General features: G+C 69.4%; 21 protein-coding genes and 1 tRNA gene. 3 read left to right on the top strand and 19 right to left on the bottom strand.

Annotation, left to right across the window (positions count from 1 at the left end):
- Positions 1-78 precede the first annotated feature (78 nt).
- Positions 79-1,461, bottom strand: coding sequence for a class II 3-deoxy-7-phosphoheptulonate synthase (locus FJV46_RS11645; protein WP_087025696.1), 1,383 nt, complete (start codon positions 1,459-1,461; stop codon positions 79-81).
- A gap of 94 nt (positions 1,462-1,555) precedes the next feature.
- A complete protein-coding gene (locus FJV46_RS11640) occupies positions 1,556-2,425 on the bottom strand; it encodes a lysophospholipid acyltransferase family protein (protein WP_087025693.1) in 870 nt (289 codons plus the stop codon).
- Positions 2,426-2,679: 254 nt separating this feature from the next.
- On the opposite strand from FJV46_RS11640, the gene FJV46_RS11635 reads away from it, so the two are divergent.
- On the top strand, positions 2,680-3,222 hold the full coding sequence (locus tag FJV46_RS11635; protein ID WP_087025691.1) for a hypothetical protein: 543 nt from the start codon (positions 2,680-2,682) through the stop codon (positions 3,220-3,222).
- 65 nt (positions 3,223-3,287) lie between these two features.
- Here FJV46_RS11635 and FJV46_RS11630 read toward each other — a convergent pair whose 3' ends face one another.
- A complete protein-coding gene (locus tag FJV46_RS11630; RefSeq protein ID WP_087025688.1) occupies positions 3,288-4,376 on the bottom strand; it encodes an ROK family glucokinase in 1,089 nt (362 codons plus the stop codon).
- Between the two features lie 135 nt (positions 4,377-4,511).
- Between FJV46_RS11630 and FJV46_RS11625 the strand changes: the two genes are divergently transcribed.
- Complete coding sequence (locus FJV46_RS11625) at positions 4,512-6,320, top strand: AMP-dependent synthetase/ligase (RefSeq protein WP_087025685.1); 1,809 nt, start codon at positions 4,512-4,514, stop codon at positions 6,318-6,320.
- A 36-nt stretch (positions 6,321-6,356) separates the two neighbouring features.
- On the opposite strand, the gene FJV46_RS11620 is transcribed toward FJV46_RS11625, so the two are convergent.
- Together FJV46_RS11620 and FJV46_RS11615 are read right to left on the bottom strand one after the other, a co-directional pair.
- Complete coding sequence (locus FJV46_RS11620; RefSeq protein WP_087025682.1) at positions 6,357-7,760, bottom strand: mycothione reductase; 1,404 nt, start codon at positions 7,758-7,760, stop codon at positions 6,357-6,359.
- A gap of 119 nt (positions 7,761-7,879) precedes the next feature.
- The gene (locus FJV46_RS11615) at positions 7,880-11,293 is read right to left on the bottom strand and encodes a pyruvate carboxylase (protein WP_087025679.1); all 3,414 of its coding nucleotides are present in this window, start codon (positions 11,291-11,293) and stop codon (positions 7,880-7,882) included.
- Positions 11,294-11,525: 232 nt separating this feature from the next.
- Here FJV46_RS11615 and FJV46_RS11610 point away from each other — a divergent pair, with 232 nt between their 5' ends.
- The gene (locus FJV46_RS11610; RefSeq protein WP_087025675.1) at positions 11,526-12,350 is read left to right on the top strand and encodes a ParA family protein; all 825 of its coding nucleotides are present in this window, start codon (positions 11,526-11,528) and stop codon (positions 12,348-12,350) included.
- Positions 12,351-12,386: 36 nt separating this feature from the next.
- Here the strand turns inward: FJV46_RS11610 and FJV46_RS11605 are convergent, their stop codons facing one another.
- From FJV46_RS11605 to FJV46_RS11540, 14 genes are all read right to left on the bottom strand, one after another.
- Positions 12,387-12,974 carry a MerR family transcriptional regulator gene (locus FJV46_RS11605; protein WP_087025672.1) on the bottom strand — a complete coding sequence of 196 codons (588 nt, stop codon included), beginning with the start codon at positions 12,972-12,974 and terminating at the stop codon, positions 12,387-12,389.
- A gap of 211 nt (positions 12,975-13,185) precedes the next feature.
- Complete coding sequence (locus FJV46_RS11600; protein ID WP_087025669.1) at positions 13,186-13,689, bottom strand: bifunctional nuclease family protein; 504 nt, start codon at positions 13,687-13,689, stop codon at positions 13,186-13,188.
- Positions 13,690-13,697: 8 nt separating this feature from the next.
- On the bottom strand, positions 13,698-14,447 hold the full coding sequence (ftsR, locus tag FJV46_RS11595; protein ID WP_087025666.1) for a transcriptional regulator FtsR: 750 nt from the start codon (positions 14,445-14,447) through the stop codon (positions 13,698-13,700).
- Between the two features lie 8 nt (positions 14,448-14,455).
- Positions 14,456-14,902 carry an FHA domain-containing protein gene (locus FJV46_RS11590; protein ID WP_232008624.1) on the bottom strand — a complete coding sequence of 149 codons (447 nt, stop codon included), beginning with the start codon at positions 14,900-14,902 and terminating at the stop codon, positions 14,456-14,458.
- A 128-nt stretch (positions 14,903-15,030) separates the two neighbouring features.
- On the bottom strand, positions 15,031-15,417 hold the full coding sequence (gene gcvH, locus FJV46_RS11585) for a glycine cleavage system protein GcvH (RefSeq protein ID WP_087025661.1): 387 nt from the start codon (positions 15,415-15,417) through the stop codon (positions 15,031-15,033).
- 195 nt (positions 15,418-15,612) lie between these two features.
- Positions 15,613-15,686 (bottom strand) — tRNA-Pro (locus tag FJV46_RS11580).
- An 87-nt stretch (positions 15,687-15,773) separates the two neighbouring features.
- Entirely contained in the window at positions 15,774-17,330 is a 1,557-nt protein-coding gene (gene der, locus FJV46_RS11575) for a ribosome biogenesis GTPase Der (protein ID WP_087025819.1), read from the bottom strand.
- A gap of 78 nt (positions 17,331-17,408) precedes the next feature.
- A complete protein-coding gene (gene cmk / locus FJV46_RS11570; RefSeq protein WP_232008668.1) occupies positions 17,409-18,062 on the bottom strand; it encodes a (d)CMP kinase in 654 nt (217 codons plus the stop codon).
- A gap of 80 nt (positions 18,063-18,142) precedes the next feature.
- Positions 18,143-19,267, bottom strand: coding sequence for a prephenate dehydrogenase (locus FJV46_RS11565; RefSeq protein WP_087025658.1), 1,125 nt, complete (start codon positions 19,265-19,267; stop codon positions 18,143-18,145).
- A 3-nt stretch (positions 19,268-19,270) separates the two neighbouring features.
- Entirely contained in the window at positions 19,271-20,479 is a 1,209-nt protein-coding gene (locus FJV46_RS11560) for a pseudouridine synthase (protein WP_087025655.1), read from the bottom strand.
- An 81-nt stretch (positions 20,480-20,560) separates the two neighbouring features.
- Complete coding sequence (gene scpB, locus FJV46_RS11555) at positions 20,561-21,199, bottom strand: SMC-Scp complex subunit ScpB (protein ID WP_087025652.1); 639 nt, start codon at positions 21,197-21,199, stop codon at positions 20,561-20,563.
- The gene (locus FJV46_RS11550; protein WP_087025649.1) at positions 21,196-22,263 is read right to left on the bottom strand and encodes a segregation and condensation protein A; all 1,068 of its coding nucleotides are present in this window, start codon (positions 22,261-22,263) and stop codon (positions 21,196-21,198) included. Before FJV46_RS11550 ends, scpB begins: the two co-directional genes overlap by 4 nt.
- A 41-nt stretch (positions 22,264-22,304) precedes the next feature.
- Positions 22,305-23,189: a ParA family protein gene (locus FJV46_RS11545; RefSeq protein ID WP_087025646.1), complete on the bottom strand. Its 885-nt coding sequence runs from the start codon at positions 23,187-23,189 to the stop codon at positions 22,305-22,307.
- 297 nt (positions 23,190-23,486) lie between these two features.
- Complete coding sequence (locus tag FJV46_RS11540) at positions 23,487-24,887, bottom strand: cation:dicarboxylate symporter family transporter (RefSeq protein WP_087025644.1); 1,401 nt, start codon at positions 24,885-24,887, stop codon at positions 23,487-23,489.
- Positions 24,888-25,006 lie beyond the last annotated feature (119 nt).

Here is a 25,006-nt window from a genome sequence, read left to right as displayed (position 1 = left end):
GCCGGGCCCACCGATCGAGCCGGACACAGAGGCGGGGACGGCGATCGATGTCGCCGTCCCCGCCTCCGCTGCTGCACATCAGCTCTTGGACAGTGCTCCGGCCACGAGGAATGCCATCTCGAGCGACTGCATGTGGTTCAGTCGGGGGTCGCACACCGATTCGTACCGTTCGAGGAACGCCTCCTGGTCGATCGGATCGGCACCCCCGAGGCACTCGGCGACGTCGTCGCCCGTCATCTCCACGTGCAGCCCGCCGGGGAAGGTGCCGAGCGCGTTGTGGACCTCGAAGAAGCCGCGGACCTCGTCGATGACGTCGTCGAAGTTGCGCGTCTTGTAACCGTTGGGCGACGTCACCGTGTTGCCGTGCATCGGATCGGTGACCCAGAGTACCTGCGCGCCCGACGCCGTGACGCGCTCCACCAGCGTGGGCAGCTTCTCCCTGATGTTCGTGGCGCCCATGCGGGTGATGAAGGTCAGCCGGCCCGGCTCGCGGTGCGGATCGAGCTTGTCGATGAGGGCGAGGGCGTCGTCCGCGGACGTCGACGGGCCCAGCTTCACACCGATCGGGTTCCGGACGCGTGACAGGAAGTCGACGTGCGCGCCATCGATGTCGCGGGTCCGCTCCCCGATCCACAGGAAGTGGGCCGAGGTGTCGTAGGGCAGCGATGTCCGCGAGTCGATGCGGGTCAGGGCCCGCTCGTAGTCCAGGAGCAGGGCCTCGTGGCTCGCGAAGAACTCGACACGCTTGAGTGCTTCGAAATCCGTACCGCAGGCGTCCATGAAGCGGACAGCGCGGTCGATCTCGCGGGCGAGGGACTCGTAGCGCGAGTGCGCCGGGTTCGCCATGAACCCCTTGTTCCAGTGGTGCACCAGGCGCAGGTCCGCAAAGCCGCCCTGCGTGAACGCGCGGATCAGATTCAGCGTCGAGGCGGAGGTATGGTAGGCCTTCACCATGCGCGACGCGTCGTGCCCGCGGCTCTCGGGCGTGAACTCGTAGCCGTTGACCATGTCGCCGCGGTAGGCGGGAAGTGTCACGCCGTCGCGGGTCTCGTCGTTGGAGGAACGGGGCTTGGCGAACTGGCCGGCCATGCGCCCCATCTTGATGACGGGCAGCGACGCGCCGTACGTCAGGACGACCGCCATCTGCAGGATCGTCTTGACCCGCGCGCTGATCTTGTCAGCCGTGGCGCCGTCGAACGTCTCGGCGCAATCGCCTCCCTGCAGGAGGAAGGCCTTGCCCTGTGCGGCAGCGGCGAGCCTCTCGCGTAGCACGTCCACTTCCCCGGCGAAGACCAGGGGCGGCAGGCTGGAGAGTTCCTTGACCGACGACGAATAGACTTCCGTGTCCTGCCAGGAGGGCTGCTGGACCGCGGTCATCGAACGCCAGGCATCGAGGCCTGCTGTGGTGGATGAAGCGGATTCCGCGAGACGCGGAAGGACGGGAGCTAGTGAATCGGTCACACCGGAATTCTACGTGCTGGGCGTGCGGCGCCCGATTCGCGGTGTCATCGCCGCGTAGCGGCATGTCACAGAGAGGGTCCGGGAGGAGCGTCCGTCAGCCGGCCTGCGGCCGGCCGTTCTCCGCGGTCTGCCCGTCGTCCGCGACGCCAGGCTTCCGGACACCGGCGGCCCCGCCGATCTCGGTCACCGCGCCTGGAGCGGGAGCACCCGCGTCGGTCGAGATGCGGACGGCGGCCCGCCGCGTGTCGGCCCCGGGCTTCGGGCTCTTACGGCCTGCGGCCTTCTCCGCCGCGAGGCGCTCCTTGACCGTGCTGGCGTAGGCATCGACGTATTCCTGGCCCGACAGCCGCATCAGCTCGTACATGATCTCGTCCGTCACCGATCGCTGGACGAACCGATCGTCCTCGAGACCCTCGTAGCGGCTGAAGTCGAGCGGCTCGCCGATGATGACGCCCACCCGCCGGATGTTCGGGATACGCCGTCCGATCGGCTGCACCTTGTCGGTGCCGATCATCGCAACCGGGACCACCGGGACCCCCGTGGCCAGCACCAGCTTCGCGACTCCCGTCTTGCCGCGGTAGAGGCGCCCGTCCGGGCTCCGGGTGCCCTCGGGGTAGATCCCGAGGATCCCTCCCTCGTTGAGGATGTCCATCCCGGCGGAGAGCGAGGACGACGACGCCGCACCCCCCGAACGGTCCATCGGCAACTGGTTGGACAGGCGGAAGAAGAGAGCGGTGAGCCGGCCCTTGATCCCCTTGCCCGTGAAGTACTCGGACTTGGCCAGGAACACGACCGGGCGGGGCACCACGATGGGCAGGAAGATCGAGTCCGAGAACGACAGATGGTTGCTGACGAACACTGCCGCACCGGTGGACGGGACATTGTCGAGTCCCTTGACCCAGGGGCGGAAGAGGAGGTTCAGGATCGGACCGACGATGATCCGTTTCATGACCCAATAGAACACGCTGCCAGCCTCCCTGCATGGACGGTGCGGCACGTGGCATGCCGCCCGCAGTATCATGTGGAAGCCTACTCTAGAGGCGTCGCGGACCAGCACGACGGGTCGGTGGTCGCGGGGCCGGTCACCGACACGCTCGGAACCGGTTGACGTAGCGCCGCGCGGTGTCCACGATTGAAGCAGTACGCCCTCCGAATCCCAGGGTGCCGGCCGGACGCCCTCCGAGCCCAGGCGCAGCACGCGACAGCAGGTAGCAGAGTATGGGCCCCCGAGGTCAGGAACCGAACGAATCCACCGATGACGCCGTCTGGCAGGATCTCGTCGCGCGCTTGGAGGGGACCTCGCACGACCCCGACGCCCCCGGTCCCGCGAGCGACCGGGACCGTCCGGGGACGGGTAGTTCGAACGGGCACGCGGTGTACCCGACGGATGGGTCCGGTCGTCGTGGTGACGGCGCCGGCGACGGCCTGACGGATCGCGAGCGTGCGGACGCGATCTTCCGCGACCAGCCCTTCGGCGCGACAGGTCCCCGCGACTACAGCGCTGCCGAGGAACCGGAGGAGGACGAGGGTTTCACCCCGGACGAACCGCCTCCTCTCGGGTCCGGCGATCCCCTGACGGTCCTCGCGTGGATCGGTGCGGCAGGCGGCCCTGTACTCCTCCTGCTCTTCGCGATGTTCTGGCAGGATGCACCGCTCGCAGCAACCCTCGGTGTCCTGATGCTCTTCCTCGCCGGAGCGGGCTACCTGATCACGAAGCTGCCGAAGCACCGGGACATGGGCGACGACGGCGCAGAGGTCTAGGAACGCCCGTCCCCGACCGCAGCCCGGCACATCAGGCGCCCGCACGGTCAGGTACCGCCAAGCGGTCAGGTACCGCTGCGTGACAACTGCCGCGACAGGTCCGCCGCGCCGATGAGACCCGCCTCCGGCCCGAGGGCCGCCCGCTCGATCCGCGCCGGCGGCCGGAACCCTCGGCCCGTGAGGTTGCGGCCGAAGGCGCGGCGCGCCGGATCGAGCAGCAGCTCCCCCGCGGCGCTGAGGCCTCCTCCGATGACGAACGTGCCGGGATCGAGGGCCGCGGCGAGATTCGCGAGCCCGAGGCCGAGCCACTGCCCGACGTCGTCGACCAGTTCGCGGGACGCGGCGTCCCCCTCCATCGCGAGCCGTGTGACGATCGCCCCCGTGATCGGCGAGCCGTCCGCCGGTGCGGCGTCCAGGAGCCCCCGGGCGACGGGAGAGTTGGCCGCCGCGAGCTCACGTGCCTCGCGCCCCAGTGCATTCCCGGAGGCGTACTGCTCCCAGCACCCCCGGTTGCCGCACTCGCAGCGATGACCCTGCGGGACGACGATCTGGTGCCCGAACTCGCCCGCCACTCCGTACCTGCCGCGCTCGACGCGCCCACCCATGATCATCGCCCCGCCGATGCCCGTCCCGAGGGTCACGCACACCAGGCGGGACTCCCCGCGGCCGGCCCCGAACCGCCACTCGGCCCACGCTGCCGCGTCGGCGTCGTTGACCACGGTGACGCGGCGGCGCAGGAGTCCCTCGAGGTTGCGCCTCAGGGGCTCGTTCCGCCAGGCCAGGTGCGGGCTGAACAGCACGGTGCTGTTGGTGAGATCCATCCAGCCGGCGGCACCGATCCCGACCGAACGGATCCGGTACTCGCGGGAGAGCTCACGCACGAGGTCGGCGATCACCGCCTCGACCGCGCGGGCGTCCTGTCCGGGCGTGGCCCTCCGCGCCTCGGCGAGGATGCGTCCGCGGACGTCGACGACCCCCGCGGCCACTTTCGTCCCGCCGATGTCGATGCCGATGGACAGCCCGCGACGCGTCGGGTTGGGGAAGGGGGTGCGTGCGGCACGTGCTGCGAGGGGCCCATCGCCCCGCAGGGTCGTGCTGCCGTCGGCGCGGCCGCGACGGACGCGTGCCCCTCTGGGCTCGGGCAGGGTGGGCATGCGGTCCTTCCGTCGTGCTCGCGGAGCGTCAGGTGCCCGCCGTTACCGATTCGTACAGTACGGGACACTCAATCGGTGACGTGACCCTATAGGCTGAAGCGACCCCACGGTCAAGGTGATATCGAAGGAGCTATCGTGCGCGACATCAGCGTTCCCGTCCTCGTGGACGTCCCCCGCCAGACGAACATCACGGATCTGGTGATCCGGCAGGCGACCAAACCGTCCAACCCCGCCCTGTTCGCCGTCAAGGGCGCATCGGGCGAATGGGAGGACATCTCCGCCACCGATTTCCGCCGTCAGGTCGAGGACATCGCCAAGGGCCTCATCGCCTCGGGTGTCCAGCCCGGCGACCGCGTGGCGATCATGGCACGCACACGCTACGAGTGGTCCCTGGCGGACTTCGCGATCTGGTTCGCCGGCGCCGTGTCCGTTCCCGTCTACGAGACGTCCTCCCCTGCCCAGGTCGCCTGGATCCTCAGTGACTCCGGCGCGGTCGGCGCCTTCGTCGAGGCGGCCCGGCACGAGGCCGTGGTGCGCGACGCCGTGGCGCTCGAGGGCATCGGCTCCCTGCAGCACGTGTGGCAGTTCGACGGCGACGGCCTCGACACCCTGCGCACCGCGGGCGCAGGGACGGACGACGCCATGCTCGCCGACCGGCGGGCCACGGCGGGCCTGGACGACCTCGCGACGATCATCTACACCTCGGGGACCACCGGCAAACCGAAGGGCTGCGAACTGACGCACGGCAACTTCGTGGAGTTGTCGGAGAACGCCGCCGCGGCGCTTCCCGAGGTGGCGCGCGAGGGCGGCCAGACCATCATGTTCCTGCCGCTCGCCCATGTGTTCGCCCGCTTCATCTCGGTCCTGTGTGTCGCTGCGGGTTCGACGGTCGCGCATACGCCCGACGTCAAGAATCTGCTGCCGGACCTACAGAGCTACAAGCCCACGTTCATCCTCGCCGTGCCCCGCGTGTTCGAGAAGGTGTACAACAACTCGATGCTGAAGGCCGAGGACGGCGGCAAGGGCAAGATCTTCCACGCCGGTGCCGACGTGGCCATCGCATGGTCCAAGGCTGAGCAGGCGGGAAGGGTCCCCCTCTCGCTCAAGGTCAAGCACGCCGTGTTCGATCGTCTGCTCTACGGCAAGATCCGCACGGCGATGGGCGGGAGGGTGCAGCACGCGGTCTCCGGCGGGGCGCCGCTCGGTGACCGGCTGGGTCACTTCTTCCACGGGATCGGACTCATGGTGCTCGAGGGCTACGGCCTCACCGAGACCACGGCGCCCATCACCGTCAACACGCCCAAGAAGATCAAGATCGGGACGGTCGGTGCTCCCCTGCCAGGCAACGCGGTCAGGATCGCGGACGACGGCGAGATCCTCACGCGCGGCGTTTGCGTCATGAGGGGTTACTTCAACCGTCCTGACCTCACCGAGGAGAACTTCGTGGACGGCTGGTTCCGCACGGGTGATATCGGCGAGCTCGACGACGACGGTTTCCTGAGCATCACGGGCCGCAAGAAGGAGATCATCGTGACGGCCAGCGGCAAGAACGTGATCCCGGCCCTGCTGGAGGACGCCATCCGCGCCAACGCCCTCGTGTCACAGTGCGTGGTGGTCGGTGATCAGCGCCCCTTCATCTCCGCCCTGGTGACCCTCGACGAGGAGGCGCTGCCCGGGTGGCTCGAGCGCCACCAGCTTCCCGCCGGGACCACGATGGCCGAAGCGGCGGAGCATCCGAAGGTCCTCGCCGAGATCCAGGAGCTCGTGGACACCGCCAACACGACGGTGTCCAGGGCGGAGGCCATCAAGGTCTTCCGGATCGTCCCGCGTGACTTCACCGAGACCACGGGACATCTCACGCCGTCGCTCAAGATCAAGCGGGCCCAGGTCCTCCGGGACTACTCGGACGTCGTCGAGTCCATCTACTCGAACGCCCGCGTGTGACCCGGACCTGGCGGGCCCGGGGCACACCCCGGGCCGTCAGGCGGTCTTCAGATTCAGTAGGGCGTTCTCGATCACTTCGGTGAGCGCGGGGTGGATCCAGTACTGGCCGCGCGCCATGGTGTGGGCGTCGAGGCCGAAGGACATGGCCTGGATGACGGGCTGGATGATCATCGAGGCCTCGTGCCCGAGCACGTGCGCGCCGAGGATCCGGCCGGTGGACTGCTCGGCGATCACCTTGGCGAAGCCGATGGTGTCCTCCATGGCCCAGCCGTACGCCGTCGAGCCGTAGTGCTGGACGGCGGTCACGATCGTGGTGCCTGCAGCGTCCGCGTAGGCGAGCGCCTCGTCCTCGGTCATGCCGACGGACGCGAGCTGGGGGTGCGAGAAGACCGCGGCGGGCACGAACCGGTGGTCGCTCGCGCGCAGGTTTCCGGGATGCAGGAGGTTGTGCGCGACGACCTTCGCCTCATGGTTCGCCACGTGCTTGAGCTGGTAGTCGCTGCTGACGTCACCGAGCGACCAGAGGCCGGCCACGGGCTTCCCCCTGCTCAGGACACGTTGGTACTCGTCGACGGCGAGGCGCCCGTCGGCGTGCAGATCGAGGCCGGCCTCGGAAGCGCCCAGGGTGTCCGTGTTCGGGACGCGGCCGACGGCGGCCAGGACGACGTCCACCTCGAGGTCCTCCGGCCCGGCGCCGCTGTCCAGGCGTGCGGTGATGCTGCCGTCGGAATTCGGCGTCAGGGCTGTCACGTCCGTGCGGAGCCGCAGGTCCCACTGGTGCGCCGCCTGCTCGGTGAAGGCCGCCGAGACCGTTTCGTCGAGGTGGCGCAGCATGGCGTCCGACCGCACGGCGATGGTCACGGTCGTGCCGAACGCCGCGAAGACATGGGCGAACTCGGCGGCGATGTAGCCGCCCCCGATGATGAGCAGCCGCTTCGGCAGCTCATCGATCCGCATGATCGTGTCGGACGTGTGTACCTGCGGCGACGAAATCCCGGGAACGGCGGGCAGGACGGCGCGGGAGCCCGCGGCGATCACGAGCTGGTCCGCCGTGACGGCCTCCCCCGACGCCGTCACGAACGACGTCGGACCCGTCAGCCGGACGTACTCCTCGATCAGCGTGACGTTCTCCAGTTCGTTCGCCCGGTAGGCGCGGCCACCGGCCGAGATCGCATCGATGCGCGTGAAGATCCTGTCCCGGATGTCGGTCCACCGCACGCCGTCGAGGGAGAGGTCCACCCCGAGACGGGAGGAGGCGGTGGGCGCGGACGCCAGTTCCGCCGGGTAGACGTACATCTTGGTGGGGATGCACCCGACGTTCAGGCACGTTCCTCCGAAGGTGCCGCCGTCGACCAGCACGACCCTCCTGCCGTCCCACTCCGGCGAGATGAGGGTGTTGCCCGAGCCGGAGCCGATGATCGCGAGGTCGTAGTGGGTCACCTCCGCAGTCTAGCCGCGGTCGGCCGACGCGCCGGCAGACCGCCGGGCACCCACCTCGTCGCGGGTTCCGGCCGCTCCACCCGCCAGGAACTACCCCCGCGAACCGCCCCCGGGGGATGTCACGACGCGGTGATGACGAGGAGGAGGTCTCCTCCCTGTGCCGGCCCGACGCCCGTGATGGTGACGCGCTGGACGGTGCCGGCGATCGGGGTGGTGATGCTTGCCTCCATCTTCATGGCTTCGATGGTGGCGACGGTGTCTCCTGCGGCGACGGTATCGCCCTCGGAGCGGGTGACGGTCACGGACCCGGCGAAGGGTGCGGCGATGTGGCCGGGGGTGGAGGGGTCGGCCTTCTCGGCTGCCACGACCTCGCTGTCGACGCTGCGGTCGCGCACGCTCACGGGCCGCATCTGGCCGTTGAGCGTGCACATGACGGTGCGCATGCCTTTCTCGTCCGGCTCGGACACGGCTTCGAGGGTGGCGATGAGCCGGACGCCCTTCTCGAGCTCGATGATGTGTTCGGTGCCTGGCTGCAGGCCGTAGAGGTAGTCGGCGGTGCCGAGGAGGGAGACGTCCCCGAAGGTGTCGCGGGTGGCGGAGAAGTCCTTCGTGGGCCCGGCGAACAGCAGGCGGTTCAGGGCCTGCCGGCGATCCTTCGACTCACCGACCAGTGTCGCCTCGTCCTCGGCGCTGATCTCCACGTCGCGGGGCTTGAGCTCGCGACCCTGCAGGGCCTTGGTGCGGAAGGGTTCGGGCCATCCGCCGGGCGGGTTGCCGAGGTCGCCGTTGAGGAACCCGATGACCGAGTCGGGGATGTCGAACTCCTGCGGATTCTCCTCGAACGCGGCCGGGTCCGCGTCCCTGCCGACCAGGGCGAGGGCGAGGTCCCCGACGACCTTCGAGGACGGGGTGACCTTCACGAGTCGGCCGAGGATGCGGTCTGCCGCGGTGTACATGTCCTCGATGGCCTCGAAGCGTTCCCCGAGCCCGAGGGCGATGGCCTGCTGCTTCAGGTTCGACAGCTGCCCCCCGGGGATCTCGTGCCGGTAGACGCGCCCCGTGGGCCCGGGCAGACCGGACTCGAACGGCGCATACATGCGGCGCACGGCTTCCCAGTAGGGTTCCAGGGCACAGACGGCCCCCAGGTCGATCCCGGTGTCGCGGGGCGTGTGGGCCAGGGCTGCGACGAGGGCCGACGCCGACGGCTGGCTCGTCGTCCCGGCCAGGGGCGCACTGGCGACGTCGACGGCGTCCACACCGGCGTCGATCGCGGCCAGGAGTGTGGCGAGCTGCCCGCCCGCGGTGTCGTGGGTGTGCAGGTGGACGGGCACCTCGAAGCGGTCCCGCAGCGCGGTCACGAGCTTCGCGGCGGCCGCGGGACGCAGCAGCCCGGCCATGTCCTTGATCGCCAGGATGTGCGCGCCCGCGTCCACGATGCGCTGGGCGAGGTCCAGGTAGTAGTCCAGGGTGTAGAGCTTCTCGGTCGGATCCAGCATGTCCGAGGTGTAGCAGAGCGCCACCTCGGCGACCGCGCTCCCGGTGTCCCGGACCGCCCGGACGGCCGGTTCCATCTGCGTGACGTCGTTCAGGGCGTCGAAGATCCGGAAGATGTCGATACCCGACGCGGCGGCCTCCCGGACGAACGCCGTGGTCACCGCCTCCGGGTACGGGGTGTAGCCGACGGTGTTCCGGCCCCTCAGCAGCATCTGCAGGCAGACGTTCGGCACCTCACGGCGCAGTGTGTCCAGGCGCTCCCACGGATCCTCGCCCAGGAACCGCAGCGCGACGTCGTATGTGGCGCCGCCCCACGCCTCCACCGAGAGCAGGCCCGGGGTCAGCCGCGACACGCTCGCTCCGGCCGCCGCGAGGTCCCGCGTCCGCACCCTGGTGGCCAGCAGGGACTGGTGGGCGTCGCGGAACGTCGTGTCCGTGACCGCGACCGCCGTCTGCTTCCGCAGGGCCTTCGCGAAGCCTTCGGGCCCGAGTTCCTGCAGGCGCTGGCGGCTGCCCGCGGGCAGCGGTGCATCCTTCCGGTCCTCCGGGACAACGGGGAGTTTCTCCCTCGGGTCCAGATGCGCGGGCCGTGCGCCGTTGGGCTGGTTGACCGTCACGTCCGCGAGCCAGGTCAGCAGCTTCGTCCCCCGGTCCGCGGGCACCCGCGCGGTCAGCAGCTCGGGCCGCTCGTCGATGAAGGAGGTCGCCACGTTCCCCGCGATGAAGTCCGGATCGTCCAGGACCGCCTGCAGGAAGCTGATGTTCGTCGAGACCCCACGCACGCGGAACTCCGCCAAGGCCCGCCTGGCCCGGGTGACCGCGGACGGATAGTCCCGCCCACGGCACGTGAGCTTGACCAGCATGGAGTCGAAGTGCGGGCTGATCTCCGCTCCCGCGTAGACCGTCCCGCCGTCCAGACGCACTCCGGCACCACCTGCGGAGCGGTAGGCGGAGATGCGACCGACGTCGGGCCGGAAACCGTTCGCAGGATCCTCCGTGGTGATCCGCGACTGCAGGGCCGCCCCGCGGAGCGTCACCGTCTCCTGGCTCAGGCCGAGATCCGCCAGGGACTCCCCCGCCGCGATGCGCAGCTGGGACTGGACGAGGTCCACGTCCGTGACCTCCTCCGTGACGGTGTGTTCCACCTGGATGCGCGGGTTCATCTCGATGAACACGTGCTCACCGGCCCGCTCCCCGACCGTGTCGACGAGGAACTCCACCGTCCCCGCGTTCACGTACCCCAGCGCGGTCGCGAACTTCACCGCGTCCCGGTGCAGCGCCTGCCGGATGCTCTCGTCGAGATTCGGGGCCGGGGCGATCTCGATGACCTTCTGATGCCGTCGCTGCAGCGAGCAGTCCCGCTCGAACAGGTGCATCACGTTGCCCTGTGCGTCGGCGAGGATCTGGACCTCGATGTGCCGGGGCCGGAGCACGGCCTGCTCCAGGAACATCGTGGGATCCCCGAACGCCGACTCCGCCTCCCGCATCGCCGCGTCCAGGGCGTCCGGCAGCGCCTCGCGCGTGTCGACGCGGCGCATGCCACGGCCACCGCCGCCCGCGACGGCCTTCGCGAACACGGGGAAACCGATCTCGTCCGCCGCAGCGATCAACTCGTCGACGTCGGCGCTGGGACGCGACGACGCCAGCACGGGGATGCCCGCCGACCGGGCGGCGTCCAGGGCCTTGACCTTGTTGCCCGCCAATTCGAGCACGTCCGCCGGCGGTCCCACGAAGGTGATCCCCGCCTCCGCCGCTGCGCGTGCCAGACCGGGGTTCTCCGACAGGAACCCGTATCCCGGGTAGATCGCATCACACCCCGATTCCCGCGCCACCCGGATGATCTCCTCGATGTCCAGGTACGCCCGCACCGGATGGCCCTCCTCGCCGATCAGGTACGCCTCGTCCGCCTTCTGCCGGTGGATCGAGTTCCGGTCCTCCTGCGGGAACACCGCGACCGTCTTCGCGCCCACCTCGTGACCCGCCCGAAAAGCACGGATCGCGATCTCGCCGCGGTTCGCCACCAGAATCTTCGAGAACAAATCAGTACTCCTGCATCATCGCCGGCCGGATTCTCACGCTTGCTCGATCCTACCCGTCCGCCCCTCGGGGGCGTCGGGCGGGCCGGACGCGCCCGCTCCCCTCCGCAGTCACGGGGCGGCACCGCGGGCACGCGCCGGCATCACGGGGCCCGAGCAGCATCACCCTATGATGGATCGGGGATCATCAGGACAGCCGCCCGCCCCCGCGGCGGCCACAGTGAGGTATGGGTACGTGCAGGTAGTGAGCATCAGCAGCCTCAAAGGCGGCGTCGGCAAGACTTCGGTGACCCTGGGGCTGGCATCCGCTGCTCTGGCGGCGGGCGCACCGACCCTCGTCGTCGACCTGGATCCCCACGCCGACGCGACCACCGGCCTCGGCGTCCGCCCGTCGGGCCAGACCGACGTCGGCCGACTGCTGAGGAACGCCCGGCGCGAGGATCTCGGCGCCAACATCGTTCCCGCCGGCTGGGTTGCCACTGCGTCGCCGCAGGTCGCGCGGAGCACGGCTCTCCTCGACGTCGCCATGGGGTCCGCCTACTCCGGGATCTACGACCGGCCGGATCTCGGGCGGCGCGACCAGCGTCGCCTCTCGACCCTGCTGTCGAAGGTCACCGGGTACTCGCTCGTCCTCATCGACTGCCCGCCCTCGTTGAACGGCCTCACGCGCATGGCCTGGACGGCAAGCAACAAGGTGCTCCTCGTGGCGGAGCCGGCCCTCTTCTCCGTCGCCGGGACCGAGCGGACCATGCGGGCGCTCGAGCTCTTCCGCCGCGAATACGCTCCCGAGCTGCAGACCGCAGGCATCGTGGCGAACAAGGTCCGGGCGACCTCCAACGAGCATGCGTACCGGCTCGCGGAGATGAAGCAGATGTTCGGGGATCTCCTCCTTCAGCCCACGATCCCGGACCAGGTCAACTGGCAGCAGATCCAGGGCGCCGCGCACGCGCTGCACCAGTGGCCGGGGGAATCGGCCCATCAGGCAGCCGGGTATTTCGATGAACTGCTGAGGAGCGTCCTGGACTCCGGCCGGCTGCGGAGCCGCGGTATCCGCCGCTGACCGTCGGCGGTCGCTGCAGGGTCAGGGCCTGAGGGCCTAGCTGATCTTGCGGGTCGCCCGGCGCTTGCTGAGCTCGTCGCCGGGGAAATCCTGGTCGAGGGCATGCTCGCTCGGCAGGGCCGCGAGACTCCCCTCGACCTCCCGCCACACGCGGCCGACGGCGATGCCGAAGACACCCTGCCCGCCCTGGACGAGGTCGATGACCTCGTCGGCCGACGTGCATTCGTAGACACTCGCGCCGTCGCTCATCAGCGTGATCTGCGCGAGGTCCTCGACGCCGCGCTCGCGGAGGTGTTCCACGGCGGTGCGGATCTGCTGCAGGGAGACACCGGTGTCGAGAAGTCGCTTGACGACCTTGAGCACGAGGATGTCCCGGAAGCCGTAGAGCCGCTGCGTGCCGGAACCGGAAGCGCCGCGGACGGCCGGTTCGACGAGTCCGGTCCGGGCCCAGTAGTCGAGCTGGCGATACGTGATGCCGGCTGCCTTGCATGCCGTGGGCCCTCGATAGCCTGCATCCTCGTCCAGGACGGGGAGGTCTTCCGTGAACAGTAAGCCCTGGGCGCTTGCTGGGACACCAGCGCCTGCCGGGCTGGTTGCCTTGCCGGCGTCACCCTTCGGACTCACGTGCTGCCTCCTCGTAGGGTTCCCGGGGACGATGCACCGGGCCGGGCCTCGGGAAGTCCACCAGGGGTGCCCCGAGTCCGCCACATGAGCAGTGGGAACTGTATGCTCCGACGTTAGATCGCGGAGGGCCTGAGGTCAAAGAGGTTGGCCTCCAGGGGTGGGCGTGTCGGCGCGGCTCGCCGTCCCCGCCGGCGCAGTACCGTGGACGCACCTAGCGCTCGAAGTCCTCCGGCTCGACATCCGCGAGGAATTCACGGAACTGGAGGACCTCCTTCTCGGCGGTCTCCTCCGTGGCGCCGTCCTCCGCGTCCTCCGCGTCGGCCTCCGCGATCTCGACGCCCGCCACCGCGAGGACGTCGTCCGCGCAGTAGATGGGGCACGGGACACGGAGGGCCACCGCGAGGGCGTCCGAGGCCCGGGAACTGACGGTGACGCCGTCGCTGAACACCAGCTGGGCGTGATACACCGTGTCCTCCACGGAGGTGATCCGCACCTCCGTGATCACCTTGCCGGCCGCCGTGACGACATCCACCAGGAGATCATGGGTCATGGGACGGGGCGGGACGATACCCTGCTGCACGAAGGCGATCGCACTGGCCTCGGGAGCTCCGATCCAGATGGGAAGGTGCCTCTCCCCGTCGCTCTCCCGCAGCAGGACCAACGGCTGGTTGGACGGCAACTCGATGCGCACACCGACCACTTCTACTTCGATCACGGGGAAGCCTAACTGTCCATCCGGGCGATGTGGCTGTGGACGAGGGCGCTGTGCAGGCCGAGGCAGAGCTCACTGATCTCGCGGGCGGTCTCGGCGGCGCGCGCCTTGGACGCGACATCCTTGCGGGATGCCACGGGCGCGACGACTCGCTCGACGAGACCGAGCTCGCGGTCGGCCGCCGCGCGGAACGGCCGGAGGTGGCGCGGTTCGATGCCGTGGCCCTCGAGCTGCACGCACGCCTTCGTGATGTTGAGCGCGTGCTCGTCGAAACGGTTGTCAACGGCGGTGATGAGGCCGAAACTCACCAGGTCGTCGACGAGCCGGCGCGGCGCCCCGGCCTCCGCCGCCAGCGTCTCGGCCGTCAGTCGCCGCGCATGGGCCGTGAGCTCCCGGGACACCTGGTCGGAGACCGCCCGCGGTGCGAGGGTCATCCCGCCCGGCAGGGAGTCGGGGCGTTCACCGCGGTCGATCGCGTCGACGTAGTCCTTGATCACCTTGAGCGGAAGGTACTGGTCCCGCTGCAGGGCAAGGACGAACCGCAGCCGCTCGACGTCGTGCGATCCGTACTTGCGGTACCCGGCGCGCGTCCGCTGCGGCGTGATCAGGCCCTTCTCCTCGAGGAAGCGGATCTTCGACGCGCTGACCTGGGGGAAGTCCCCCGACAGTTCACGCAGCACCTCACCGATGGTCAGGACGCCGGCAGCGGAGTGGCCGGAGGCGACGCCGGCCGGTGGACGGGCGGGTTGGGAGACAGGCATGAAGCGGACTAGGCCTGCTCTGTGGTCTGCTGCCCGGCCGTACCGGGAGCCGTGCGTGCCGCGTAGAAGGTCAGGCGGAACTTCCCGATCTGAACCTCGTTGCCATTGCGGAGGGCGACGCTGTCCACGCGGTCGTTGTTCACGTAGGTGCCGTTGAGGCTGCGGGTGTCCACGACCATGAAGCCAGTGCCGGTCCGCCGGAACTCGGCGTGCTGCCTCGACACGGTGACGTCGTCGAGGAAGATGTCCGCGTTGGGGTGGCGTCCGGCTTTGGTGATGTCCTCGTCGAGCAGGAATCGGGCGCCGGCATTCGGCCCCGAGTGGGCGATCAGGAGGGCGGACCCTGTGGGGAGCGCCGCGACGGAGGCTTGCTCCTCGCGGGTCAGGAGCCGTTCCAGATCCGTCGTGGCGACCTGCGGCGGCAGACCGATCGTGGTTGTCTCAGGAGACGTCATGTTCGGCTCTTCTCCATTCACGGCTGGATTCACGGTGGGCACCATTGGTCTTTCCTCCCCCTGCTGCTCGGCTTCAGCCGGATGTGCCCGGTCTGGCGCTTGTGTACGGCCGCGTTCGCCGGGTGGATCTAGCCTACCTGCTGGGAGTAATCGGCTGAACTCAGCAGCCCCTGGACCACCGAGGGATCGGACACCTTGATCTCGAGAAGCCACCCCTCACCGTAGGGGTCGGTGTTGATCAGGGACGGGTCGTCGTCGAGCGCCGCGTTGCGCCCCACGACCTCGCCGGTGATCGGTGCGTAGATGTCGCTGACGCTCTTGGTCGACTCGACCTCGCCGATGACGTCGGCGCCCGTGACGGCGGTCCCGGAGTCCGGCATCTGCACGTAGACGACGTCTCCGAGGGCGTCCTGTGCGAAGTCGGTGATGCCGATGCGCACCGTGCCGTCGACCGTGGGCTCGCTGACCCACTCGTGCTCCGCGGTGTAGTAGAGGCCATCGGGAATGTTGCTCATGGTTGCCTTTCTGACGCGGTCTGCAACGGTGCCTGGAACAGCCGGCCGTGCGGGTACTGGTCGAGTATAGGCATAACCGACAACCTGCGTGACGCCCCTCTCAGCCACAGGAGTCGCCGCGTGGCAGGACCCTCGCGGAATGCGAAAAGCCCGCCCCCTCCGGTCCGAAAACCGGTGGGAACGGGCTCTGCAGTGTCGGGATGACAGGATTTGAACCTGCGACCCCTTGACCCCCAGTCAAGTGCGCTACCAAGCTGCGCCACATCCCGATCGGCCCGTCCAGCGGGCCAAACCACTCGGATAACAATACAGCATTCTCCGGGCGGCTCGGCACATCGGACGGCACCGTACGGGCGTCAGCGCTTGCGGCTGCGCTTCTCCCGGACGCGCATGCTGACCTCGATCGGCGTGCCCTCGAAGCCGAACGTCTCCCGGAGGCGGCGCGTGATAAAACGGCGGTAGCCCGGGTCGAGGAAGCCCGTGGTGAAGAGGACGAATTTCGGCGGCCGGCTCGAGGCCTGCGTGCCGAAGAGGATCCGGGGCTGCTTGCCGCCGCGCACCGGATGCGGGTGGGCTGCGACGAGCTCGCCGAGGAACGCGTTCAGGCGTCCGGTGGGGATACGCCGGTCCCAGGACTCGAGGGCGACGTCGAGCGCCGGCACCAGGCGGTCCTTGTGCCAGCCGGTGAGGGCCGAGATATTGACGCGCGGCGCCCAGTCCACGTGCGCGAGGTCCTGCTCGATCTCGCGCTCGAGATAGCGGCGGCGCTCGTCGTCGAGCAGGTCCCACTTGTTGAAGGCCAGCACGATCGACCGGCCGGACTCGATGGCCATGTTGAGGATGCGGACGTCCTGCTCGCTGAGGATCTCGTCCACGGCGAGGAGCACGACGGCGACCTCCGCCTTCTCGAGGGCCGACTGCGTGCGCAGCGAGGCGTAGAAGTCGGCGCCCTGCTGCATGTGGACCCGGCGGCGGATACCCGCGGTGTCGACGAAACGCCACGTGCGGCCGCCGAGCTCGATCATCTCGTCCACCGGATCGCGCGTGGTGCCGGCGAGCGGATCGACGACCACGCGGTCGGACCCGGCGAGCTTGTTGAGCAGCGAGGACTTGCCGACGTTGGGCCGGCCGATGAGGGCGACCCGGCGGGGGCCTCCTGACCGCTCGATGCCACCGTGCTCGGAGAACTCCGGCAGGATCTCGACGACCTTGTCCAGCATGTCGGCGGTGCCGCGGCCGTGCAGGGCCGAGACGGGCCAGGGCTGCCCGAATCCGAGACCCCACAGCACCGAGGCGTCGGCCTCGTTCTGGATGTCGTCCACCTTGTTGGCCACGAGGATGACCGGCTTCTTCTTGCGGCGCAGCATCCGCACTACGGCCTCGTCGGTGGCGGTGGCCCCGACGGTGGCATCGACCACGAGCAGCACGGCATCGGCCATGTCGACGGCGATCTCCGCCTGGTCGGCGACGCGCGCGTTGATCCCCTTGGCATCCTGTTCCCAGCCACCCGTGTCCACCAGGGTGAAGTTGTGCCCCGTCCACTGGGCCGGGTAGGACACCCGGTCGCGCGTGACACCGGGGGTGTCCTCGACGACGGCCTCGCGGCGCCCGAGGATGCGGTTCACCAGGGTGGACTTGCCCACGTTCGGCCGTCCGACGATGGCGAGGACGGGGTTGAGCCGCCCCTCGGCCTCGTCGTCGTAGTCCTCGTCCTGGCGGGCGAGGAGCGCGGCGTCCTCGTCGTCGAGCTCGTAGTCCTCCAGACCCGCGCGCAGCGAGGCGGCACGCTGCTCGGCCTCGGCGTCGTCGAGCGTCTCGAGCAGCTCGCTGACCTGGTCCTCTCCGGTCGGCTCGTAGTCCTCGTCGGACCCGGCACCGGGGCCGGTCGCGTTCGGCGAAAGGTTCTCGCTCATCATTCGTTCCTTCGGTTGGTGTTCACCGTCTCCCGACGGCAATCCTGGTGGGCGTGAGCCCGGAGAGTGGGGGGCGAGTCAGTGCGCCACGATGCGGACGACGTCGAGGACGGCCGAGACGGTCTGCTCGAAGTCGAGATCGGACGAATCGAGGGTGACCACGCCGTCGGCGGCCTGGTGGAAGTTCACGACCGCTGAATCACGGGCGTCGCGGTCGAGGACCTGCTGCTTCAGCTGCGCGTCCGTCTGCGTCCCCCCGAGCTGGTCGCCGCGGCGGCGCAGCCGCGCCTCCTCGCTGGCGGTGAGCAGGATGCGCACCTCGGCGTCAGGGGCGACGACGGTGGTGATGTCGCGTCCCTCCGCGACGATGCGATGGCCCGCCCCGGCGATCAGCGCACGCTGGCGCCGGATCAGTTCGGCGCGCGCGCCCATCGTGGTGGCGACGGCGCTGACGGCGGAGGACACCTCGGGCTCGCGGATGGCCGCCGTGACGTCGTCGCCCGCGATCGTCACGGACTCGAGATCGGGGCTCGTGCTGATGAACAGCTCGATATCCCGGGCGGCCGCCTCGACCGCGGCGCCGTCGTGCAGGTCCACGCCCGTGGCGACGCAGTGGAGGGTCACGGCGCGGTACATGGCGCCCGTGTCGAGGTACGCCGCGCGGAGGCGGCGGGCCACCTCACGGCTGACGCTCGACTTGCCGGAACCGGAGGGGCCGTCGATCGCCACCACGAGCGACTTGCCGAGGCGGAAACCGGAGAACGGCCTCGCGTCCGCTGCCGCGGGTGCTTCTGATGCTGCTGATGTCGGGATCACTGCACTACCTTCCAGCCCCGCTGGGTCAGGGACTCTGTCAGTTCTTGTCGCTTGCCGGGCAGGACCGAGAGCTCCGCGAGCCCCACCTGCCGCCCGGGTGAATGCTCGAGCCGGAAGTCCTCGACGTTGATGCCGGTGTGGCCGATCTCCGTCAGGAGCTTCGCGATCTGGCCGGGGACGTCGTCGACCAGCACGGTGAGCCGCGCGAACGAGTTCGGCGGGGTGCCGTGCTTCCCCGGCACCCGGGCCTGGCCTGCATTCCCCTCGGTCATGAGCTGCGCCATGTCCAGCCGGGCTCCCCCGGCGGTGGGGTCCTCCAGGGTCGTGATGAGGCGGTCCAGGTCCTCGCGCACCCCGTACAGGATGTCGACGAGGCGCCCGGCATTGGCGGAGAGGATCTGCACCCAGAGCCTGGGATCACTCGCGGCGATCCGCGTGACGTCGCGCAGCCCGTTCCCTGCCAGCGCGAGGGCCTGCACGGGCGAGTCCTGGAGGCGGCTTGCGACCAGGGAGGACACGACCTGCGGAAGGTGCGAGATCAGGGCCACCGCGCCGTCGTGCTCCTCCGCTGTCATGCGCGCCGGCACGGCACCGAGATCGACGGCGAGCGATTCCGCCCGCAGGACGGCATCCGGCGCGCTCGTGGTGTGTGCGCACAGGACCCAGGGGGCGCCCGTGAAGAGTTCGGCGCGGGCAGCGACGGGGCCGGATTTCTCCCGACCCGCCATCGGGTGCGTCCCGACGTAGCGCGCCAGGTGGGCGGCGGCGCCGGGGATGGCCCCGAGTTCGCGCAGGATCGCTTCCTTCACGCTGCAGATGTCCACGACGACTGCCCGCGGGTAGGTCTGCAACGCATCGGCGACGGCGCGCGCGGTGACGTCCGGGGGCGTGGCCACCACGACGAGTTCCGGGAGGAAGGCCTCACCGGCGTCGAGCTCCGCCCGGAGCCTGCCGGCACCGATGTCGCGGGCCACGGCCTCCGTCGACGGCGAGCTGTCGGCCAGGACGACGTCGAGCCCGCGCGCACGCAGGCCCAGGCCGATGCTCGCGCCGAGCAGACCGGCCCCCACGATGAGGACCGGACCGGCGAGATGCGTGTCCTGTTCCGTGCGCTCGGTCATCGACTAGAGGCCCACCGATGCCAACAGGTGCCCTACCTCCTGGCGGCCGAGCACGCGGATGCTGCCCTGGCGCTGGTCCCCGACGCGGATGGGGCCCACCTGGGTGCGGACGAGGCGCTCCACGGGGTGCCCGACGGCGTCGAAGAGCCGCCGGACCACGCGGTTGCGCCCCGAGTGCAGGACTACCTCGACCAGGATGTGCCCGGGGGTCGAGTCGACGAGCTTGAAGGAGTCGACCTTCGCGAGGCCGTCCTCGAGCTCGATACCCTCCTTCATCTGGGCGCCGATGCCCTGCGCCATGGGACCGCGGACCTGGACGAGGTAGGTCTTCGGGACCTCGTAGGACGGGTGGGTGAGGCGGTTCGTCAGCTCGCCGTCGTTCGTCAGGAGCAGCAGGCCCTCGGTCTCGGCATCGAGGCGGCCGACGTGGAACAGCCGCTCGCTCTTGTCCTTGTTCTTCAGGAAGTCGCTGATGCAGCGGCGGCCCTCCGGGTCCTCCATGGTGGAGACGACGCCGCGCGGCTTGTTGAAGACGTAGTACTTCAGATGCTCGTTGAGCTGCAGTCGGATGCCGTCCACGTGGATGGCGACCTGCTCGGGGTCCACCCGGACGCCGAGCTCGGTCACGACGGTACCGTCCACCTCGACGCGGCCGTCGAGGATCATCTCCTCGCAGACACGGCGGGAGGCCACACCCGCGAGGGCCATGACCTTCTGGAGGCGCACGCCCTCGGGGTTGTGGACGTCGATCTCGTCGGCGGGCCTGGCGGAGCGCTTGGGCCGCGCGGTGCGGACGGGACCGAGATTCTGGCCGAACCGCTCCTTGCCGAACGCCTTCGCTCCCGCGGGCTTCTGGCGCGGGCCGCCGTCCTGGCCCGGCCGACCGGGCTTGCCCGCACGGCCCGCCTTCGCGCCGAAGCGGCTCGACGGCGTCCCAGCTGATGGGCGGCCCGCGGCGGAGCGGGCGCGGCCGTCGGCCGACTCACGGCGCTCGCCGCCCTGTGCACGGCCCTCGCCGGAACGGCCACCACGATCATCACGCGACGGGAACGAACGACCCTCGCCGGAGGCGGAACGGCCTCCGGCTCGTCCGCCCTGACCCGAACCGCTCCGCGGGGAGGACGACCTGCGGTCAGCGTCGGAGGGGCGCCCGGAGGACCCACCGCGGCGCGGTGTATTGCGTCCGGAACCGGATCCTGGCTGCTGTGTCATGTCGTCCTTCGGGTAGGTACTGCCGTGTTCGTCACTGCTCGTTCGTCACTGCTCGTTCATCACTGCTCTGCGCATGGCTGCTCAGTACGTCGTCTCGTCGTACTCCCCGAGACTCTCGAGACCCGGGAGATGGGGAGCGATGCGGGGCAGCTCGTCCACACTGCCCAGCCCCAATCTTTCCAGAAACAGCGTCGTGGTCCCATACAGGACGGCGCCGGTCTCGGGATCGGTCTCTCGCTCGACCACCAGTCCGCGCTGCAGCAGGGTGCGGACCACGGAGTCGACGTTGACGCCCCGGATCGCCGATACCCGGGCCCGGGACACGGGCTGGCGGTACGCGACGACCGCCAGGGTTTCCAGCGCCGCCTGGGAGAGCCGGGCCGATTGGCCGTCCAGCACGAAGTCGGCGACGACGGATGCGAAGTGTTTCCGGGAGAAGATGCGCCACCCGCCGGCGATGTTCCTGAGTTCGAAGCCGCGCGGCGCGGATGGTTCGGCGCCCTCGGGGCCTGAGCCAGTATAGCCGTCGTACTCGCACTGCAGGTCCACGAGCACCGCGTGCACCGCGTCGGTCGGCGTTCCGAGCACCGCCGCGAGCTGCTCGTCGGTCACGGGACGGTCGGCCACCATGAGGATCGCCTCCACGGCGCCGCGCAGTCCGCCCGGCAACTCCGTCACGGGCCCCTCCCCCGGGACAGGCCCCCAGCCACTGTCAGTCATCCGAGTCCTCCGCCATGTGTCTCCGCCGCGGCGTCCCCAGAGTCGTCCGCCGCGTCGTCCGCAGGGTCGTCACCGCCGCTTCCCCCGTTGCTGTCACTGTCACTGTCGCCGTCACTGTCACTGTCACTGTCGCCGTCGCCCTGGCTGTCACTGTCACTGTCACTGTCGTTCTCGAAATCGCTGCTCAGGGCTGCGGCCGACCAGCGTTCGTCCTCCGCGCTCCACCGCACCAGCAGGTCGGAGAGCGGCGCCGCCTGCTCGAAGGAGATGGCGCCGTCGCGGAAGAGTTCGAGCAGGGCGAGGAATCGCACCACCAGAACGAGCCTGCTTGCGGCGTCCTCCGTGAGCTGCCGGAAGGACAGCGGGCCCCGCGCGGTCAGGAGCTCCTGCAGCACCATGGCCTCGTCCCGGACGCTGACGGGAGGGGCGTGCAGGTGCTCGATCCCGACCCGGGTGGGCTTTTCCTCCCGTGGAGCGAGGACAGCGGCCGCGACGGCGGCGAACTCCTCGGGCGAGTGCTTCCAGACGAGTTCGGGCAGCAGTCTGGTGAACTGCGGCTCCAGCGGCACCTCGCGTGCGTGCCGGGAATCCTCCTCCTCGAACCGCTCTGCGAGGTGGCGCGCCATCTCCTTGAAGGCGCGGTACTGGAGCAGCCGGGCGAACAGGAGGTCCCTCGCCTCGAGCAGCGCGATGTCCTCCTCGTCCTCGACGGCGCCGGCGGGGAGCAGCCGCGCGGCCTTCAGGTCGAGGAGGGTTGCCGCGACGACGAGGAACTCGCTCGCCTCGTCGAGCTTCCACTCCCCCTCGGCAGCCTGGATCCGGCGGATATGGGCGATGAACTCGTCTGTGACCTGCGCGAGCGCGATCTCCGTGATGTCGAGTTCACGCCGCGAGATGAGAATCAGCAGCAGGTCGAACGGACCGGTGAAGTTGACCAGCTGCACTTCGAACACGGTCGGGCGGCGGGATGTCGAGGCCGCGGCGCCCCCGGTGTCCGTCACCGTTCCGTCGGCGGGCAGCGCGCCAGCCGTCGTCCGCTGTTCCGGCGCCGGTGCGGAGGGCATGGCCGCCATCTACCGGGCCCGGCCGGTACCGCACGCCCGCACTAGGGTGCTCCACCCCTGGCGATGAGCTCCTTGGCAAGGCGGCGGTAGGCATCGGCACCCGAGTGGTTGGCGGCATAGGAGGTGATCGGCTCCGCCGCGACGGTGGCATCGGCGAACTTGATGGTGCGCTTGATCACTGTCTCGAACACCTTGTCACCGAAAGCCTCGACCAGGCGGGCGATGACCTCGCGGCTGTGCAGCGTCCTGGCGTCGTACATGGTCGCGAGGACACCGTCGATCTGCAGGCGGGGATTGAGCCGGTCCTGGACCTTCTCGATGGTCTCCACCAGGAGGGCCACCGCGCGCAGCGCGAAGAACTCGCAGATGAGCGGGATGATGACTCCGTGCGCGGCGGTCAGGGCGTTGACGGTGAGGAGCCCGAGGGAGGGCTGGCAGTCGATGAGGATGACGTCGTAGTCGTCGGAGACCTTGCGCAGTGCGCGATCGAGCACCTGCTCGCGGGCCACCTCGTTGACGAGCTGCACCTCGGCGGCCGAGAGGTCGATGTTGGCCGGCAGGAGGTCGATGTTATCGATCGCGGTGTGCTGGATGGCGTCATGAATGGTCACCTTGCGGTCCATCAGGACGTTGTAGACCGTGACGTCCAGCTCGTGGGGGTTGGTGCCGAGGCCCGCGGACAGTGCGCCCTGCGGATCGAAGTCGACGAGCAGCACCTTGCGGCCGGCTTCCGCGAGGGCCGCCCCGAGGTTGATGGTGGAGGTCGTCTTGCCGACCCCACCCTTCTGGTTGACCATGGCGATGACCCTGGCCGGGCCGTGCGACTCGAGGACGCGGGGCTCAGGGAACTCCGTCACGGGGCGCCCCGTCGGGCCCATCTCCGCGTCCGCTGCGCCGGGCAGAGGGGAACCCTGTTCAGTACTCACGTCTTTTTCCACGCTTCCATCAGATCCGGTGCGGGCCGGTCGGGATTCGAACCTCCCGGACTGCTTTTCTCTTGGTCAACCGTACAACGCCCGGGACGGCCCCCGCGGAGAAGGGGGCGGACGGCCCCCGAGCCTTGAGCCTCAACCTGAGGTCCAAGCTTCGCTCCGGGCTGCCGTCCGCACGGCCCGGCGCGGCTCCGCATCGGCCCTGCAGGAGGGGTGGTGGAACCGGGTGGACGAGGACGGCGACGGCCCGGATACCCGGAGCCGTCGCCGTCCTTCCACCCGCGCGATTGGTCAGCGCGCTGTGGTGCCCTGCACCGCGGCCTCGGTCTTCACGGCCGAGCTCTCCTCGACGTCGTTGTCGTCGTCGAAGCGGTGGTCGGTGGTCATGGTGCTCTCGTCGAACGGCATGCGACCGTCCAGGACCTCGTCCACGCGGCCGCGGTCGATCTCCTTCGTCCACGTGCCGATCAGGACCGTGGCCACGGCATTGCCCGTGAAATTGGTGAGGGCGCGGGCCTCGGACATGAAGCGGTCGATCCCGACGATCAGGCCGACGCCGTCGACCAGGTCGGGGCGGTGGGACTGCAGGCCGCCGGCGAGGGTTGCGAGGCCGGCTCCCGTGACGCCGGCCGCTCCCTTGGAGGCGATGATCATGAAGACCAGCAGCGAGATCTGCTCACCCAGGGCCAGCGGCTTCCCGAGTGCCTCGGCGACGAACAGCGCCGCCATGGTGAGGTAGATCGCGGTGCCGTCCAGGTTGAAGGAGTAGCCCGTGGGCACGGTGACGCCGACAACCGGCTTGGAGACACCGAGGTGTTCCATCTTGGCGATGAGTCGGGGCAGCGCGGCCTCGGAGGACGAGGTGCTGAAGATCAGCAGGTATTCGCGTCCGAGGTACTTCATGAGCTTGAAGATACTGACGCCGGTGACCATCCGCAGGAGGCCTCCGAGGATCACCACGATGAACAGGGCGCAGGTGAGGTAGAACGCGATCATGAGCGTTGCCATACTGATGATCGCCTGTACCCCGGTCTCCCCGACGACGGCGGCGATAGCACCGAAGGCACCGATCGGCGCGAGCCACATGATCATGATGAGGATGCGGAAGACGAGTGCCTGGATGTGCCCGATACCGCGCAGGATCGGCGCGCCCGCCGAACCCATCTTCTGCAGGGCGAACCCCACGAGGAGGGCGATGAACAGGGTCTGGAGGATGCTGGGGCCCGTCAGGGCGGACAGCAGTGTCGTGGGGATGATGCTGAGCAGGAAGCCGACCGTGCCCTCCGCCGCACCCTCGGCGGCGGCGGGGACCTCGTAGGTCGACGACGAGATGTCGAGGCCTTCGCCGGGCTGGATCAGGTTGCCCACCACCAGGCCGATCGCGAGTGCGAACGTCGACATGATCATGAAGTAGCCGAGAGCGAGGCCGCCCACCTTGCCGACCGTCGCTGCCTTCGCGATCGATCCGACGCCCAGCACGATGGTGCAGAAGATGATGGGGGCGATCATCATCTTGATGAGGCTGATGAACCCGGTGCCGAGCGGCTTGAGCGATTTCGCGAAGTCCGGGAGAACGAGGCCGAGGATCGCGCCGAGAATGACGGCGGCGATGACGGCGATGTACAGGAAATGGGTCTTGTCGACCTTCTTGCGGGGTTGTGCTGGTCCTCTGCCGGACCGGGACGGCGCCATAGCCATGATGTTCTCCTCGGGGTGCCACGTGCCGGCGGCGTGTCCCGGACGAAGGTCGTTCGTCGTCCGGGCTGGTCCTGCCGGGGGGCGTAGTGTTGGGTGGTTCCCCCTCATCGTCG

The organism is Arthrobacter agilis, assembly GCF_006494655.1.
GTDB classification, from domain to species: domain Bacteria; phylum Actinomycetota; class Actinomycetes; order Actinomycetales; family Micrococcaceae; genus Arthrobacter_D; species Arthrobacter_D agilis.
This window is presented reverse-complemented; position numbering and strand designations above follow the sequence as displayed.

Bases quoted from the DNA above. Each gene is read 5' to 3' on its own strand.
- FJV46_RS11635 (WP_087025691.1), top strand. From the start codon at position 2,680: ATGGGCCCCCGAGGTCAGGAACCGAACGAATCCACCGATGACGCCGTC.
- FJV46_RS11630 (WP_087025688.1), bottom strand. From the start codon at position 4,376: ATGCCCACCCTGCCCGAGCCCAGAGGGGCACGCGTCCGTCGCGGCCGC.
- ftsR (WP_087025666.1), bottom strand. From the start codon at position 14,447: ATGCCTGTCTCCCAACCCGCCCGTCCACCGGCCGGCGTCGCCTCCGGC.
- FJV46_RS11590 (WP_232008624.1), bottom strand. From the start codon at position 14,902: ATGACGTCTCCTGAGACAACCACGATCGGTCTGCCGCCGCAGGTCGCC.
- gcvH (WP_087025661.1), bottom strand. From the start codon at position 15,417: ATGAGCAACATTCCCGATGGCCTCTACTACACCGCGGAGCACGAGTGG.
- der (WP_087025819.1), bottom strand. From the start codon at position 17,330: ATGAGCGAGAACCTTTCGCCGAACGCGACCGGCCCCGGTGCCGGGTCC.
- FJV46_RS11565 (WP_087025658.1), bottom strand. From the start codon at position 19,267: ATGACCGAGCGCACGGAACAGGACACGCATCTCGCCGGTCCGGTCCTC.
- FJV46_RS11560 (WP_087025655.1), bottom strand. From the start codon at position 20,479: ATGACACAGCAGCCAGGATCCGGTTCCGGACGCAATACACCGCGCCGC.
- scpB (WP_087025652.1), bottom strand. From the start codon at position 21,199: ATGACTGACAGTGGCTGGGGGCCTGTCCCGGGGGAGGGGCCCGTGACG.
- FJV46_RS11550 (WP_087025649.1), bottom strand. From the start codon at position 22,263: ATGCCCTCCGCACCGGCGCCGGAACAGCGGACGACGGCTGGCGCGCTG.
- FJV46_RS11540 (WP_087025644.1), bottom strand. From the start codon at position 24,887: ATGGCGCCGTCCCGGTCCGGCAGAGGACCAGCACAACCCCGCAAGAAG.